Below are 16021 nucleotides of genomic sequence, written 5' to 3'. Positions count from 1 at the left end.
TTGCCGGTGTTGGTAACCAGATTTGACCATTTGTGGCGTGGGGGCCCCATGGGCACCGCGCGCCTTACCGCATTCATTAGCGTAAGCGCGCAGCACCTGCGTACGCCGATGAATAGCCCGCTTCGTAGCGCGCGCCCTGAGAAGCGTCCGCGGGAAGCGGGTTTTGACGAAGGGTGTAGTTTGAACTGACTCTCATCTGAAAACCTGAAGGAGAAAATGATGGCAACTTTAAAGAAAGCGGCAGCTAAGAAACCCGCAGCCAAGAAGGTTGTAGCAAAGAAGGCTGCGCCGGCTAAGAAGGCCGCACCGGCGAAGAAAGTCGCTGCAAAGAAAGTCGCAGTGAAGAAGGTTGCAGCGAAGAAAGCTGCTCCGGCCAAGAAGGTTGCAGCCAAGAAAGTTGCAGTGAAGAAGGTTGCAGCGAAGAAGGCAGCGCCGGCTAAGAAAGCAGCGCCGGCTAAGAAAGCCGCAGTGAAGAAGGTTGCAGCAAAGAAGGCAGCACCGGCTAAGAAGGCTGCGGCAAAGAAGGCCGCACCGGCTAAGAAGGCTGCTGCCAAGAAGGCTGCGCCTGCCAAGAAGGCTGCCGCCAAGAAGGCTGCGCCTGCGAAAAAGGCTGCTGCTAAAAAGGCTGCGCCTGCCAAGAAGGCTGCTCCTGCGAAGAAGGCTGCTCCTGCGAAGAAGGCTGCTGCTCCTGCGAAGAAGGCTGCTCCCGCGAAGAAGGCTGTCGCCAAGAAGGCGGCTCCCGCACCCGCTGCTACTTCTGTCTCGAGCGCAGCACCGGCGGCGACGGTGAAGACCGCGCTGAACCCGGCAGCGGCATGGCCGTTCCCGACGGGCAGCCGTCCGTAAGCAGGGCAATGAGCCGTAGAAGTACTTCGACACGTCGTACGCTGTGTCGATGATCGAGTAGCGCTTAAGTAGCATGACCGAGCGCTACTCGGTCAGGGTCCCGTTGCCGGGTTTCTGGCGACGGGATTTTTTTGGATCTCGCGAAAGCACCTGCTTCAATGAGCAGCTTCAAAACCGGCAGGCGAAAAAAAACGCATGCACAGGGGAGGGCATGCGTTTGAGGTCGCCGCGGCGGCGCGTGAAGCGCGACCGCGCGAGAGGGGAAACTTAGTGTGTGACGCGCGTGACGCCGCCGCTGGAGAGCAGTCGTACGCGGTCGCCGGCGCGGAAGATCTCGCCGGTGGCGCTTTGCGTGATTGCGCGCATATCGCCGTTATCGAGTCGCACGGTGATCTCGAGACCGTCGTGCACCGCAACGCCGTTCTCGACCGCATTGCCTGCCACCGCGCCGGCCAGGCCGCCGATGATGCCCGTCACGATCGAGCCGCGGCCGCCGCCGATCGCGCTGCCGGCCACCGCACCCAATGCGCCGCCGCCGATCGCACCCAGCCCGCTCGGCTGACCGTTGTTCGAACTGATCTTCACGGCCCGAACGCTGTCGACCGTACCCATGCGAACCGTCTCTTCACGCTGTGCCTGCGACGCCGTGTAGACGTCTGCAGAGCTGCTGTTATACGCACACCCCGACATGGCCAGCGAACCGGCAATTAAAGCGGCCACTACCAGGCGACTCGTTGTTCTCATTCCCTAACTCCAATAGCTTGCGGTATTACGGCAGGTCGTATTCGAACGCCTGCTTGAACCGTTCGTTGATCTGCGCCCGGCTGGGCGCGTAGTTTTGCGGGCCCTGGTGTTCGATCTTCAGCGCGCCCATCAGGCTCGCCAGACGCCCGGTGGTCGCCCAGCCAAGCTTGTTCTCGATGCCGTACAACAGGCCGCCGCGGAACGCGTCGCCGCAGCCTGTAGGATCGAGCACTTGCTGTGCCTTGACCGCCGGAATCTCTTCGATGCCGCCGGCATGATAGATCTGCGCGCCCTGGTCGCCGAGCGTGACAATCAGCGCCTCGACCTTGCCTGCGATCTCTTCGATCGACCAACCCGTTTTGTTGCTCACCAGTTTGGCTTCGTAATCGTTGACAGCCAGGTAAGTAGCAAGTTCAATCATGCGGCGCAGTGACTCACCATCGAAGAGCGGCAAACCTTGGCCCGGATCGAAGATAAACGGCACGCCGGCCGCGGCCAGGTGCTCGGAATGCTGGATCATGGCGTCGTAACCGTCCGGCCCGACGATGCCGAGCGTGATGCCCTTCGCTTCGTCGGCGCGGTTCAGATGCGCCTGCATCATCGCGCCCGGATGGAACGCGGCGATCTGATTGTTTTCCAGGTCGGTGGTGATCATCGCCTGGGCCGAGTAGGTATCCGGCACCACCAGCACGTTCTCCGTCGACAGGCCGAGTTGCGCGAAGCGGTCCATGTAGCGCTGCGCGTCGATCGCGCCGAGGGCGCCCATGATGCGCGCGTTGCCACCCAGCAGATGCAGCGCGTAGGCAATGTTGCCTGCGCAGCCACCGAACTCGCGGCGCATCGTCGGCACGAGGAAGCTCACATTCAGGATGTGGACCTGCTCCGGCAGGATGTGCTCCCGAAAGCGGCCTTCGAAGGTCATGATGTTGTCGTAGGCGAGCGAACCGCAAATCAGCGTAGCCAAGGTGAGCGTTCCTGTAAAAATCGATAGAGAAAATGGGCGCGACGATGCGACAGCGCCGCGCATGAAGCGCGGCGCTGGGGTTCGTGCGCGAAGGTTTTACTTCAGCGCGGCGAGTGCTGCGTCGTAGTTCGGCTCGTTCTTGATTTCGCCGACCAGCTCAGCGTGCACGACCTTGTCGTTTTCGTCGACGACCACCACGGCGCGTGCCGTCAGACCCGTCAGCGGGCCGCTCGTCACGTCGACGCCGTAGGCTTGTGCGAACTCATGGCCGCGGAACGTGGACGCCGTGACGACGTTCTCGATGCCTTCCGTCGTGCAGAAGCGCGATGCGGCGAACGGCAGGTCACCCGACACGACGATCACAGCCGTGTTGCTCAGCTTGGCTGCGGCTTCGTTGAACTTGCGGGTCGACGTGGCGCACGTCGGCGTGTCGAGGCTCGGGACAATGTTCAGCACCTTGCGCTTGCCGGCGAAGTCAGCCAGCGACACCGGCTTCAGATCCTTGCCCACCAGCGAGAAGGCGGGTGCATTCTGGCCCACGGCCGGGAACGTGCCAGCTACTTCGATCGGGTTGCCACCCAGCGTGACTTGACTCATGTTGTTGCGCTCCGAAAATTCGTCAGTATTGACGGTGAACACGCCCGGTCAGTGCCGGGCGCGCGAGGATGCGTTACGGATAAAAAATCTGTACGCGGAAATTGGACGCGACCGCGGTGCCCGTGTCGAGATGGACAATCATGGTCTGGGTCGTGTGCGCCGGCAGGCCGGCTGCGATCGGCGTGCCCGGTGCGACGTAGTCTTGCGGCCACAGCACGCGGCGCACGGCGACATTGTTCTGGTCGTCGAGCAGTGTGAGTTCGATGGCCGGGTAGGCCAGCGCAACATTGAAGCGGTTGCGCAGCGGCATCCTAAGTTCGAGCTTGTGCGGGCCGTCGATCTGCCGCAGATCGGACGGCTCGACCTGCAAACCGTCGATATCGTGCGGTGGCGTGATCTGGCAGCCGAGCTGCGCGCAGGCCTTTGCATAGAGCGTCTGTGAACGTGGGAAGTAGACCTGCACGGTTTCACGCTGCCACCAGGCGAGTTGCGCGAGCAGGGCGATAACCAGCAGCGCTGCGACCACCGAGCCGAAGATGATCCAGCCGAGACGCCGAGGCTCGGCCGGGCGCGTTTCACGCACCACCGGGAAGGGATCGACACCGTCATGCACCGGTTGGACCGCGAAGGGCTCGCCGCTCGATCCATATGCGGCTGGGCCCGGGCCGCCCGCGTCTGAGTCCAGGCTGCCCGCGCCGGCCGCATCGAAGCCGGCGGCAGCGCCTGAGGCGGCTCCACCTAAGCCGGCCGCACCTGAGGCGGCCCCACCGAAATGCGGTTCATTGTCAGGAATGCCATACAAGGTGGCCGGCTCGTTCAGAACCGGTTCTTCAGCCTCGCCAAGGTGTTCAGAAGGGCGCTCGGTCTTGTGCCAGACCCGCGGCGCGTCGGCAGACGGATCGGCCTGGTGAGCGAAAGGCTCACGCGGGACGTCCGCAGGCACGTCGGCCTCGTAGGCGAAGGGTTCGCGTGGCGCGTCCGCGAGAATGGGTTCGTTGTCCGGAGGAATCGGCGCGTTGAAGGCGCTCGCCGGCAGTTCCGGCTCGGTAGCATGGCGCGGCGTGACCGCGACGCCAACACCGGTGGAGACCGCCGTAAGCGGCAGATTGCTGGCGTTGTGAAGCAGGCGGTTGTCGATCGCGGCGTCGGGCGCCGGTGCCCACGGGTTCCATGCTTCGGCGCTGAAATCGGGGCCCTTGGTGCGTACGCCGGACAAAGCCTCGATCGCCGCCGCTGCGGCGATCGGCTTGGCAGTGGAGAAGTCGCCGTCCTCGTTCAGTTCGAACAGGCTGCTCGACGCGTCGAATACTTCATGGCAATGCCCGCAGCGCACGAGACCACGGCGCAGCGCGAGCTGCGCCGGTTGCAGGCGGAAGACGGTTTCGCAGAAGGGGCAACGCGTTGCCAGGAGCATATTGAGCCGGTAAGCCGAAAGGCTGTTGGTTGGACAATACGCCTTATTCTAATGGCTTTCGCGGCGTGTTCCCGTCAGACATACCCAACCTTCGTGTTCACGCCATACGCCGATATCGATCCATCGTGCATAGACCTGCGCCACTTCGTCCGCCTGACGCGCCAGAATGCCCGACAGCGCGATCCGGCCGCCCGGCTTGACCTTCGACGACAGCATCGACGCCATCAGCTTGAGCGGATTGGACAGGATATTGGCGACCACGATATCGAACTCGCCGGTGGGGCATTCGTCAGGCAAGCCGTACGTGACGTCCGCCCGGTTGCGCTCGCTGTTGTGACGCGCCGATTCGACCGCTTGCGGGTCGATATCGATGCCGTACACCGGATTGGCGCCGCACTTCTTCGCGAGGATCGCGAGGATGCCCGAGCCGCAGCCGTAGTCGAGCACGGATTGCTCCGGCTTCACCGATTGCTCCAGCCATTCCATACACAGACGTGTCGTGGGATGGCTGCCGGTGCCGAATGCGAGGCCCGGGTCGAGTTCCAGCACGAGTGCGTCGGGGTCCGGTGCATCGTGCCATGAGGGCACGACCCAGATGCGCTCGCCGATTGGAATCGGATCGAATTGAGATTGTGTCAGACGTACCCAATCCTGCTCTTCGACTTCACGCACGGTAAACGAGGGTGCGGGATCGAGGCCCAGTTCGTTTGCCGCGGCCGTCAGCAGCACCGCCGGCTCGTGTTCCGGCGCGAGCAGCGCGATCACGCGCGAACGCTGCCACGCGGTGCGATCCGGCGTGAGACCGGGCTCGCCGAACAGCGGCTGTTCGTCGGGCGTGTCGGCGTCCGCATCTTCAACCGATACGGACAGCGCACCCAACTCGAGCAGCGCGTCGGAGAACTCTTCCGCGTGCTCGCGTGCCAGCTCGGCGATCAGTTCCCGGTAGCTCATGACTTACGCTTCTTCCGGCGCGGCCTGCTGCTTCGCGGCCAACCGGTTTTCGAGGTAGTGAATGCTGGTGCCGCCTTCGACGAACTTCGCGTCCAGCATCAGTTCGCGGTGCAGCGGGATGTTGGTCGAAATACCTTCGACCACCATTTCCGACAACGCGATGCGCATCCGCTTGATCGCCTGCTCGCGCGTCGCGCCGTAAGCGATCAGCTTGCCGATCATCGAATCATAGTTCGGCGGCACGAAATAGCCATTGTAGGCGTGCGAATCGACGCGGATGCCGGGACCGCCCGGCATATGCCACGACGTCAAACGTCCCGGCGACGGCGTGAACTTGAACGGATCTTCCGCGTTGATCCGGCATTCGATCGCATGACCCTTGAAGACGATGTCGCGCTGGCGGAAGGCAAGCTTCTCGCCCGCTGCGATGCGAATCTGTTCCTGCACGATGTCGACGCCGGTGATCAGTTCGGTCACCGGATGCTCGACCTGCACGCGCGTGTTCATTTCAATGAAATAGAACTCGCCGTTTTCGTACAGGAATTCGAACGTGCCCGCGCCGAGGTAGCCCATCTTCTTGCAGGCGTCCGCGCAGCGATCGCCGATGCGGTCGATCAGGCGGCGCGCGATGCCTGGCGCCGGCGCTTCTTCGATCACTTTCTGGTGACGGCGCTGCATCGAGCAATCGCGCTCGCCTAGCCAGATCGCGTTCTTGAACGAGTCGGACAGGATCTGGATCTCGATGTGCCGCGGGTTCTCCAGGAATTTCTCCATGTAGACCTGCGGGTTGCCGAAGGCACGGCCGGCTTCTTCGCGCGTCATGTTGACCGCGTTGACCAGCGCCGCTTCGGTGTGGACCACGCGCATGCCGCGACCACCGCCGCCACCGGCGGCCTTGATGATCACCGGATAGCCGACCTGACGGGCAATCTTCACGATCTCTTTCGGATCGTCCGGCAATGCGCCTTCAGAACCCGGCACGCAAGGCACGCCGGTTTTGATCATGGTTTGCTTGGCCGTCACCTTGTCGCCCATCATCCGGATGGTTTCCGGGCGCGGGCCGATGAAGGTGAAGCCGGACTGCTCGACACGCTCGGCGAAGTCAGCGTTTTCCGACAGGAAGCCGTAGCCGGGGTGGATCGCTTCGGCGTCCGTCACTTCCGCCGCGCTGATCAGCGCCGGCATGTTCAGGTAGCTCAGATTCGAAGGCGCCGGGCCGATACAGACCGCCTCGTCGGCGAGCTTCACGTACTTGGCTTCCTTGTCGGCTTCCGAATAGACGACGACGGTCTTGACGCCGAGTTCGCGGCAGGCGCGCTGGATACGAAGCGCGATCTCGCCACGATTGGCAATAAGGATTTTTTCAAACATAGCGGGTTTTCGACTCATCAATGGGCGCCGGGTTGATCACAACGCAGGCAGCCTCAGAGGATCGGCCGCGCGCCCCGGGAGGGCAGGCGCACGGGCGGCAGGCGCAAAAAAAGCGCAAAGCGTGCCGCGTTAGCCGACCACGAACAACGGTTGGCCGTACTCGACCGCCTGGCCGTTGTCGACGAGGATTTCCTTGACCACACCGGACTTGTCCGACTCGATTTCGTTGAGCAGCTTCATCGCTTCGATGATGCAGATCGTCTGGCCTTCCTTGACCGTGTCGCCCACCTGGACAAACGGCTCGGCGCCCGGCGACGGCGCGCGGTAGAAGGTGCCGACCATCGGCGAGGTCACCACGTGGCCTTGCGGCGCTGCTGCGGCCGGCGCAGCCGGGACGCCCGCTGCCGCGGCCGGCGCTTCGCCGCCCACCATCGGTGCCGGTTGGGCATATTGCGGAGCATACGAAGCGGACGGTTGCACGTAAACCGGCGGCGCATTCTTGACGATGCGGACCTTGCCTTCGCCTTCGGTCACTTCGAGTTCGGAAATACCGGACTCCGAGACGAGGTCGATCAGAGTTTTCAGTTTACGTAGATCCATCAGGAAGCCCCTTTCAATGCGTAAAGTGCCGGCGCGTACGCAGCCGGCGCAAATTAGACGTGTTTGGAATCAGCCGCGCGACGAGCCGGCGGACAGCCGGTCGAGCGCGAATTCGAGCGCGTACAGATATCCCTTCCAGCCGAGGCCGCAAATCACGCCCTCAGCCTGGTCGGAGAAATACGAGTGATGCCGGAACGGTTCGCGGCGATGTACGTTCGACAGATGAATCTCGACGAACGGGATGCCGACCCCCGCCAGTGCGTCCCGAATGGCCACGCTGGTGTGCGTGTACGCGGCGGGATTGATCAGTATGAAATCGGTTTTCTCAGTCCGGGCGGATTGGATGCGATCGACGAGCGCGCCTTCATGATTGCTCTGGAACGACGCGAGTTCGACACCTGCGTCCGCTGCGCGGTCTGCCAGTGCCTGATCGATCTGCGGCAACGTCACACGGCCATAGACCTCGGGTTCCCGGGTGCCGAGAAGGTTGAGGTTGGGTCCGTGCAGTACCAGCAGTCGCGTCATGGTCGCTTCTTTTTCCGTGGAATTGGGCGCACTTTAGCGCTGATTAGAGAAACTTGTCTAGTTTCCTGCGCGTTCGGAACGACGTCAGCGACCTTTCGCCGCTCCTCCGGGCGCCCATCTTCTCTCAAATTTGAGCGAATTGCGCGTAATTTCGCGCCTTTTGCCCCGATCTGATCGTCAAAAGAATGTGAAATTTAGAGCGCGTCGAGCGTCTGTTTCAGCGCTTGCGGGTCGATTTGTCCTAATTTTGTCGAGCGGATGTTGCCTTTTGCGTCAATTACGACAGTAAAGGGCAGGCCACCGGCAGTATTGCCAAACGCGCGCGCAAGGTCGGCGCCGCCGAACCCGGTCACATAGACTGGATAGGCGACTTTCACCTTCTGCAGGAACGCCTGCACGTTTTTATCCGAATCGACGCCAAGTCCTACGAACTGGATCCCTTTTTTCGCGTATTCGCGCTGAAGTTGCGAAAGGGCAGGCATTTCTTCAACGCACGGCCCACACCACGACGCCCAGAAGTTGACGACAATTGGGTGACCTTTAAGCAAACTTAGCGATTGCGGCTTGCCGTCGACGTTCGTGACGGGGGCGGCCCAAAGCTGCTCAACGGCGCTTTGCGTGGAACCGGGCTGCACCGCTGCGTGGGCGACTTCTGGGTCGCCGTTCAGCCAATGATTAGCCAGCACTCCGCCGCCCGTAGCGGCGATCGCGACAATGGCGCCTGCCAGAATCCGACTCGTTTTCATTCCAGGTCTGTCTAATTAGTTGAAGGGGTGACGTTGCTGCTGTCGAGGAGCGCCTGAACCGCCTGCTGATTTGCCCGCGCAGTGCGGCCGCGTGCGTCGGCCCGTACCGCGCCGCGCAAGTCGTCGGTTTCGTAGAGGGCCACGTGAACGCCGGCCGGCTCCGCATCGCGCCCTTCGTTCATGGGGCGCCAGAGGAAGCTCAGCGTCTCGACGTAGCCGCGACCGGCAAAATGGCGCGTCTCCGAGACGTCGTACTGAATGTTGGCATTCAGAAAGTAGATCGCGACTTCTTTCGGATTGTCGCAGAACACCTGAAGATGGATATCCGAGTGTTCGCCGGCGGTGCCGCCGAGTACCGCGCCGGTCAGATACGGATTGAACGGCGCAAGCCGCTCCATCCAGTCGATCGCAATACGGCGTAGCCGCCGCAGCAGGGCCGGCTGGCTGTCACCCTGGAAAAGCGACTGATATTCACGGATTTCTTCTTCGATCTGATCGTTATCCGGCAGCCATTCGCCGGCAACACGGCTCTCGCCGACTACCTGCCGTGCCGCTTTACGCTTGGCCGTTGCGTAGTCCAGACCGTCTTCAGCGATCATCCTGGCAGCCGCGATGGCGATTTCCTCGCGCACGCGCTGCGGATCGAAATGTGATTTGCGAACCATCTCTCAATCATACTAGAGATTGATGACAGCCCTTTCTGGGCGGTTCGCGCCGGGTGTTTTACCCGGGCGGGGCGGGCGCCTGCCTTCGCGGCCCCCGCGCATAGGGCGATGGAAGGGCGTCGGTTACAATAGCGTCCTTTGCAGACGGTCGTTTCGGCCGCTCCTCTGCACTCCCATCCCTTGCAAAATACGCCCGCGCGGCACGACAGGCTTATGCACATCCACATCCTCGGTATCTGCGGCACGTTCATGGGCGGACTCGCGGTCCTCGCGCGCGGCGCGGGTCACACCGTGACGGGCTGCGACGCCGGCGTCTACCCGCCGATGAGCACGCAACTCGAGGCGCAAGGCATTCGTCTGATCGAAGGTTATGACGCTGAGCAGTTGAATGGCCTCAACGCCGACCTGTTCGTGATCGGCAATGTGGTTTCACGCGGCAACCCGCTGATGGAAGCGATCCTCGATCGTGGCCTGCCTTACACCTCCGGTCCGCAGTGGCTCGGCGAGCATGTGCTGAACGGCAAGTGGGTGTTGGCGGTGGCCGGTACGCACGGCAAGACCACAACCAGTTCGATGCTGACCTGGCTGCTCGAAGACGCGGGTCTCAATCCGGGCTTCCTGATCGGCGGCGTGCCGCTGAATTTCGGGGTGTCGGCGCGGCTGACCGATTCCAGCTTCTTCGTCATCGAAGCCGACGAGTACGACACGGCCTTCTTCGACAAGCGCTCGAAGTTCGTCCACTACCGGCCGAAAACCGCGGTACTGAACAACCTCGAGTTCGATCACGCCGACATTTTCCCGGATCTGGCGGCGATCGAAACACAATTCCATAACTTGATCCGCACGGTGCCGGGCATCGGCCGGATCGTCACGAACGGACGCGAAGACGCGCTGGCGCGTGTGCTGACGCGCGGTTGCTGGAGCGAAGTCGAGCGGTTCGGCGTGCAAGGCGGCTGGGAAACCTTGCCGGCGGAAGACGGCGTGCCGGTCGACGAGCGGTTCGCCGTGTATCACAACAGCGAGCGCGTCGGCGTGGTCGAGTGGCAGGTGCAGGGTGAGCACAACCGCATGAACGCGCTGGCCGCGATCGCCGCCGCGCGGCATGTCGGCGTGCCGCCGGCACAGGCCGCGAAGTCGCTGGCGAGCTTCCGGAATGTAAAGCGCCGCATGGAAGTGCGCGGCAGCGTTGACGGCGTAACGGTCTACGACGATTTTGCTCATCACCCCACGGCGATCGAAACCACGGTGGCCGGGCTGCGCGCCCGCGTTGGCCACGACAACACGCGGATCCTTGCCGTGCTGGAGCCGCGCTCGAATACCATGAAGCTCGGCGTGATGAAGGCGCAATTGCCGGCTAGTCTGGCGGACGCCGACCTGGTGTTCGGCTACGGCGCACCGGCCGGGCGCGATGCACTCGGCTGGGATCTCGGCGAAGCGCTCGCGCCGCTCGGCGGCAAAGCGCAGGCTTTCGACAACCTCGACGCGCTGGTCAAAGCGGTGGTACACGCCGCGCGCCCCGGCGATCAGATTCTGGTCATGAGCAACGGCGGCTTCGGCGGTGTCCATCAGAAGCTGCTTGACGCACTTTCGGCGCGAGGCGCGTCGTGATCCTCTATCTGCACGGTTTCCGTTCGTCACCCAATTCGTTCAAGGCGCGCGTGCTGGCGGCGCGCCTCGTCGAACTTGGCCGCAGCGACGAATGGTGCTGCCCGATGCTGCCGGTCTCGCCGCTGGAGACCGTGGCGCTCGCCGAGTCGCTGGTGGCGGCCGCGAAGCCGAAAAATGTGACGGTGATCGGCAGTTCGCTCGGCGGCTACTTCGCCACACATCTCGCCGAGAAACACGGCTGGCCGGCGGTGCTGCTGAACCCGGCGGTCGTGCCGCAGCGCGACCTGAGTGCCTATCTCGGCGAGCAGCCCTTGTGGCACGGCGGCGGTAGCATCACGGTTGAGCCGCATCATCTGGACGAGCTGCGCGCGCTGGGCGTCGCGTCGATCACGCGGCCCGAGCGCTATTATTTGATGGCCGCCACCGGCGACGAAGTGCTCGATTACCGCGAAATGCTTGCGCACTATCCGGGCGCGCGCACTACGCTGATCGAAGGGAGTGACCACGCGATCAGCGAATTCGCGCAGTACGTCGACGAGGTGCTGGCCTTTTGCGATGCCGAAGACGTCGAGCCGCCAGCGCCGCGCGAAGCGGCCTGACAGCGCCGACGATCCTGCAGCGAGGTCGTTGCGGATCACCAGATTCATGCCGCTGGCGTGCGTATCGCGCCGCGGATCCACTACCACGAACACGTTGCCGTGCCGCGCACGCAGTGACCGATAGCTGAACCCAATCGGGCGCGCCGGCAGATGCAAGTCAGAACGAGAGTATTGAGTGAACGTTTTCTTCGAGGAATCGGGCAGTTTCAAGGCGGGCAGCGTGCTGTCGCGGCAGGGCGATGCTTTTCAGGTCGAGCTGCCGGGCGGCCGGCGCGCCAAGGTGCGCGCGAAAGATGTATTGATCGAATTTGAAAAGCCGACGGCCGGCGAGCTGATGCAGCAGGCTGACGCCGCCGCACAGGAGATCGATCTGGACTTCCTGTGGGAATGTGCACCGGATGACGAATTCCCGTTTGCCGCGCTGGGCGCCGAGTACTTCGGTGAGACGTTCGGCTCCATCGAGCGCGCGGCGCTAGTGCTGCGTATGCACGGTGCACCGGTGTACTTCCGCCGCAAGGGCCGCGGCATGTATCAGCGCGCGCCGCAGGAGCAACTCAAGATGGCGCTCGCCGGGCTGGAGCGCAAGCGTCAGCAGGCGCTGGTGCAGGCCGGTTACGAAGATGAACTGAAGGCAGGCCGTCTGCCGGAAGGCTTCAGCGGCAGCAAGGCGCTGGCTCTGCTCACCAGGCCGGACAAGAACACGATCGAATACAAGGCGCTCGAAGGCGCGGCTGCGGCGCGCGGCATCTCGCAGGCGCGGCTGATGCTTGAATGCGGCGGGATTCCGTCGGCCCGCGCATTGCACGAAGCGAAATTCCTCTCCGAGTTTTTCCCGCACGGTACCGGTTTTCCGCCGGTCACGGTCGGCGCGTTGCCGGAAGATCTGCCGGAAGCCGACGTGCAGGCCTTCTCGATCGACGACATCACCACCACTGAAATTGACGATGCGTTCTCCGTCGAGCATCTGGCCGACGGCCGCGTGCGGATCGGCGTGCACATCGCCGCGCCGGCGCTTGGCATCGCGCGTGGCGACGATGTTGATGCGATCGCGCGCACGCGTTTGTCGACCGTCTATATGCCGGGCGACAAGATCACGATGCTGCCCGATAGCGTCGTCGAAGCGTTCACGCTGGCTGAGGGTGGCTTGCGGCCGGCGCTGTCGCTGTATGTGATCATCAATCGCGAGACGCAGGAAATCGTGGCGAGCGAAACGCGCGCCGAGCGCGTGTTCGTGAAGAACAATTTGCGCCACAACACGCTGGACGAGCTGGTTACCGAAGAGGCGCTCGCCGCCGGCACCGGCGATTATCCGCACAAGGAAGACATCGCCGTGCTGTGGCCGTTCGCGCAGGCGCTGTTCGAAAAGCGCCAGACCGCGCGCGCCGGTTACGGCCTGCGTCGCGAAGTGCAGCGCAACACCGATTTCAACTTCTATGTGGAAGGCGAGCACATCACGATCACGCCGCGCCGACGCGGGTCGCCGCTCGACACGATCGTCGCGGAACTTGCGATTCTCGCCAACTCGTCGTGGGGTGCGTTCCTGCACGACCATGGCGTGCCGGGCATCTATCGTTCACAGCGCGCGTTCGGTGCGCCGACCGGGCCGAAGCGCACCCGCATGCAGACCAATGCGGCGCCGCACGAAGGCCTGGGCGTCACGCAGTACGCGTGGAGCACGTCGCCGCTGCGCCGTTACGTCGACCTCGTGAACCAGTGGCAGTTGCTTGCCTGCGTGCAGCATGGCGTGACCGCGAAACTGGCCGCGCCGTTCAAGCCGAAGGACGCCGATCTGTTCGCCGTCGTGCAAGGTTTCGACGACACCTACACCGCGTACGCCGATCACCAGCGCCGTATGGAGTACTTCTGGTGCCTGCGGTGGCTAAAGCAGGAGAATAGGAAGCAGGTGGTGGCATCCGTGGTGAAGGGCGATCTCGTGCGCCTCGAAGAGATTCCGCTGCTGCTGCATGTGCCGGGCCTCGGCGTGCACGCACGTGGTACGCGTTTGCAGATGGAAGTGATGTCGATCGACGAACTGACCGTCGAAGCGTCCGTGCGCCTGCTGCATGTGCTCGACGCGCCTACGGTGACGAGCGGCAGCGAAGCTGAAGAAGCCGACGAGGGTGACGAGGAAATTATCGATGTGGCGGAGGAAAGCGCTGAAGGCGAAGCCGAGGCTCAGGCGGAAGCCGACCTCGACGGCGGCGCGGCTGAACCGGGCGATGCCGAAAACGGCGCCGGCGATGCCGCAGCCGATCAGCAGCATGTCGCGGAGCCGGGGCGATGAGCGCTAGCGACTCACGTGACCGCTACGCGGTCATCGGCAATCCGGTTGGCCATAGCAAATCGCCGTTCATTCATGGCCGCTTTGCCGCGCAAACCGGCGAGCCGATCGAGTACGGCCACTTGCTCGCGCCGGTGGATGCTTTCGTGCCCCATGTGCGCGCTTTTATCGACGCGGGCGGCCGCGGCCTCAACGTGACGGTGCCGTTCAAGCTCGACGCGCATGCGTTCGCTAACACCCTGTCGCCGCGCGCGGCGGCAGCGGGCGCAGTGAATACATTGCGGTTCGACGCGGGCGGTGTCTACGGCGACAACACGGACGGTTTCGGTCTGGTGCGCGACATCGAAGTGAATCTCGGCGTCTCGTTGAAGGGTGCACGGATTTTGCTGCTTGGTGCGGGCGGTGCCGCGCGCGGTGTCGTGCTGCCGATACTGGACCGCGCGCCGCACACGCTGACCATCGTCAACCGTACGGCGGCGAAGGCCGAAGCGCTCGTCGAGCAGTTCGCGCAGGCTGCGGGCGATGCCGCTTGCCGCCTGACCGGCGGCAGCGCGCGAGCGATCGAAGCCGGCCCATACGACGTGATCGTGAACGCGACGGCGGGCAGCCTGGATGCATCGTTGCCCGAGTGTGATGACCGCGCGTTCGGCAGCGGCACGCTCGCTTACGACATGATGTACGGGGCGCATCCTACGGTGTTCATGGAGCATGCGCAGAAGCTGGGTGCGCGCGGCGCCGATGGTCTCGGCATGCTGGTCGAGCAGGCGGCCGAATCGTTTTACGTGTGGCGTGGTGTGCGGCCCGATGGCGCACCTGTGCTGGCCGAATTGCGTGCGCTGTTGACGGCGCCGTCGCACGCCTAAGCGGCGGCTTTAGCCCCTCGGAACTCATCGACTCGAGAACCTAAACCACGATGACAGCAACGCGGCGCGCGAGCCGGCCAGGTCCGGTGCGATGGATGTTTTATCTGGGTGCCGTGGCGGCGATTGCATGGCTTGCGACCCAGGTGTTTTACTTCGCGCAGATCGCGGTGTGGAACTACGTGAATCCCCAGTCGACGGCTTTCATGCGGTCGGATGCATGGCGCTTGTCGGAGGATCGGCCCGATCTTTCGGTGCAGCATACGTGGGTGCCGTATGAGCAGATTTCGCACAATCTGAAGCGGGCGATTATCGCTTCTGAAGACGCGAATTTCGTGAATAACAACGGCTACGAGACGGACGCCATTTTGCAGGCATGGGAGCGGAATAAGACCAAGGGCAAGATTGTTCGCGGCGGGTCGACGATTACCCAGCAACTGGCGCGCAATCTGTTTTTATCTCGTGAGAAGAGTTATATCCGTAAGGGTCAGGAGTTGATCATCACGTGGATGCTCGAGACCCTGATGGATAAGCAGCGGATCTTTGAGATCTATCTCAACTCCGTTGAGTGGGGGAATGGGGTTTATGGTGCTGAGGCGGCGGCGCATTATTACTACAAGACTTCTGCTGCTAAGTTGACTGCTGGGCAGTCGGCCCGGCTTGCTGTGATGCTGCCGCAGCCTAAGTATTTTGATGAGCACAGAGGCTCAGGGTATCTCGCTCAGCGGTCGCGCGTGATTGCGCGGAGGATGGGGGCGGCGGAGTTGCCGGATTAAGGGTTTTGCCTGCTCGGCGGTTCTTGTTTGTTCGCCTGCGGTAGTGGCCATTTCCTGGTTTTTTGCCTGCGCGGCGCTTGTTTCTGTGTGCCTGTGGCGTTGGCCTTTCCTTGAATTGTTATTGGTTTATTAGCGTCGCCCCTGTGCGGGGCGGGCACTTACTTCTCTTTGCCGGCCGCAAAGAAAAGTAAGCAAGAGAAAGCGGCTCAAACCGCTAATTCTTAAGCGGGTCTCCTGGCTTGGAGGGGGCCGTGGTGCATCTGGAATCGGTGCACTCGCACATTCAGCCCAGGTGACAAGGCCATCATTCTTCCGGCGGCGCTGCGCGCGCCGCAGCGTACTTCACCAGACCATCGTTTTTTCTGCGCCTCGCCAAGCGTACTTCATAGAATCATTTGCTCGTTTTCGCGCGCGAGCTTCACTCGACGTCGCGACTCACCGTTGTATCCCCAACATTTCTACAATACGCCGATA

16 protein-coding genes and 1 pseudogene are annotated in these 16021 nt (G+C 62.8%); 7 read left to right on the top strand and 10 right to left on the bottom strand.

What is annotated here, in order from left to right; all coding sequences use genetic code 11:
• Positions 1-189 (top strand): annotated as a pseudogene (locus tag PQQ96_RS39425) (hypothetical protein); the annotation flags it as partial.
• A 30-nt stretch (positions 190-219) separates the two neighbouring features.
• Complete coding sequence (locus tag PQQ96_RS39420; RefSeq protein ID WP_459252148.1) at positions 220-846, top strand: histone H1-like DNA-binding protein; 627 nt, start codon at positions 220-222, stop codon at positions 844-846.
• 267 nt (positions 847-1113) lie between these two features.
• Here PQQ96_RS39420 and PQQ96_RS39415 read toward each other — a convergent pair whose 3' ends face one another.
• The 10 genes from PQQ96_RS39415 to PQQ96_RS39370 form a co-directional block, all read right to left on the bottom strand.
• Positions 1114-1590: an outer membrane lipoprotein gene (locus tag PQQ96_RS39415; RefSeq protein WP_028196458.1), complete on the bottom strand. Its 477-nt coding sequence runs from the start codon at positions 1588-1590 to the stop codon at positions 1114-1116.
• 25 nt (positions 1591-1615) lie between these two features.
• Positions 1616-2554 carry a carbohydrate kinase family protein gene (locus tag PQQ96_RS39410; protein ID WP_408302434.1) on the bottom strand — a complete coding sequence of 313 codons (939 nt, stop codon included), beginning with the start codon at positions 2552-2554 and terminating at the stop codon, positions 1616-1618.
• Between the two features lie 96 nt (positions 2555-2650).
• Positions 2651-3151 carry a thiol peroxidase gene (gene tpx / locus PQQ96_RS39405; protein WP_408302432.1) on the bottom strand — a complete coding sequence of 167 codons (501 nt, stop codon included), beginning with the start codon at positions 3149-3151 and terminating at the stop codon, positions 2651-2653.
• A gap of 73 nt (positions 3152-3224) precedes the next feature.
• The gene (locus tag PQQ96_RS39400) at positions 3225-4565 is read right to left on the bottom strand and encodes a zinc-ribbon and DUF3426 domain-containing protein (RefSeq protein WP_408302430.1); all 1341 of its coding nucleotides are present in this window, start codon (positions 4563-4565) and stop codon (positions 3225-3227) included.
• 48 nt (positions 4566-4613) lie between these two features.
• Positions 4614-5516: a 50S ribosomal protein L11 methyltransferase gene (gene prmA, locus PQQ96_RS39395; protein ID WP_408302429.1), complete on the bottom strand. Its 903-nt coding sequence runs from the start codon at positions 5514-5516 to the stop codon at positions 4614-4616.
• A gap of 3 nt (positions 5517-5519) precedes the next feature.
• Positions 5520-6887, bottom strand: a complete 1368-nt coding sequence (gene accC, locus PQQ96_RS39390; protein WP_201076705.1) for an acetyl-CoA carboxylase biotin carboxylase subunit — start codon at positions 6885-6887, stop codon at positions 5520-5522.
• A 129-nt stretch (positions 6888-7016) separates the two neighbouring features.
• Positions 7017-7487 carry an acetyl-CoA carboxylase biotin carboxyl carrier protein gene (gene accB / locus PQQ96_RS39385; protein WP_408302427.1) on the bottom strand — a complete coding sequence of 157 codons (471 nt, stop codon included), beginning with the start codon at positions 7485-7487 and terminating at the stop codon, positions 7017-7019.
• A gap of 69 nt (positions 7488-7556) precedes the next feature.
• Positions 7557-8012, bottom strand: coding sequence for a type II 3-dehydroquinate dehydratase (aroQ, locus tag PQQ96_RS39380; RefSeq protein WP_063497372.1), 456 nt, complete (start codon positions 8010-8012; stop codon positions 7557-7559).
• A gap of 194 nt (positions 8013-8206) precedes the next feature.
• Positions 8207-8758: a TlpA family protein disulfide reductase gene (locus PQQ96_RS39375; RefSeq protein WP_408302425.1), complete on the bottom strand. Its 552-nt coding sequence runs from the start codon at positions 8756-8758 to the stop codon at positions 8207-8209.
• Positions 8759-8769: 11 nt separating this feature from the next.
• Entirely contained in the window at positions 8770-9423 is a 654-nt protein-coding gene (locus PQQ96_RS39370; RefSeq protein ID WP_408302424.1) for a UDP-N-acetylmuramate--alanine ligase, read from the bottom strand.
• A 213-nt stretch (positions 9424-9636) separates the two neighbouring features.
• Here PQQ96_RS39370 and mpl point away from each other — a divergent pair, with 213 nt between their 5' ends.
• From mpl to mtgA, 5 genes are all read left to right on the top strand, one after another.
• Positions 9637-11031, top strand: a complete 1395-nt coding sequence (gene mpl, locus PQQ96_RS39365) for a UDP-N-acetylmuramate:L-alanyl-gamma-D-glutamyl-meso-diaminopimelate ligase (protein ID WP_408302422.1) — start codon at positions 9637-9639, stop codon at positions 11029-11031.
• A complete protein-coding gene (locus tag PQQ96_RS39360) occupies positions 11028-11630 on the top strand; it encodes a YqiA/YcfP family alpha/beta fold hydrolase (RefSeq protein WP_408302420.1) in 603 nt (200 codons plus the stop codon). Before mpl ends, PQQ96_RS39360 begins: the two co-directional genes overlap by 4 nt.
• A 175-nt stretch (positions 11631-11805) precedes the next feature.
• Positions 11806-13914, top strand: coding sequence for a ribonuclease catalytic domain-containing protein (locus PQQ96_RS39355; RefSeq protein WP_408302419.1), 2109 nt, complete (start codon positions 11806-11808; stop codon positions 13912-13914).
• Complete coding sequence (gene aroE, locus PQQ96_RS39350; RefSeq protein ID WP_408302417.1) at positions 13911-14774, top strand: shikimate dehydrogenase; 864 nt, start codon at positions 13911-13913, stop codon at positions 14772-14774. The genes PQQ96_RS39355 and aroE overlap by 4 nt, the downstream gene beginning before the upstream one ends.
• 50 nt (positions 14775-14824) lie before the next feature.
• Positions 14825-15547 (top strand): monofunctional biosynthetic peptidoglycan transglycosylase, encoded by a 723-nt coding sequence (gene mtgA / locus PQQ96_RS39345; RefSeq protein WP_408302416.1) that lies wholly within the window; start codon positions 14825-14827, stop codon positions 15545-15547.
• Positions 15548-16021 lie beyond the last annotated feature (474 nt).

Source organism: Paraburkholderia sediminicola (assembly GCF_046027825.1).
Taxonomy (GTDB): Bacteria; Pseudomonadota; Gammaproteobacteria; order Burkholderiales; family Burkholderiaceae; genus Paraburkholderia; species Paraburkholderia sediminicola_D.
Note: the sequence above shows the minus strand (reverse complement) of the source record. Positions and strands in the feature narration are given on the sequence as shown.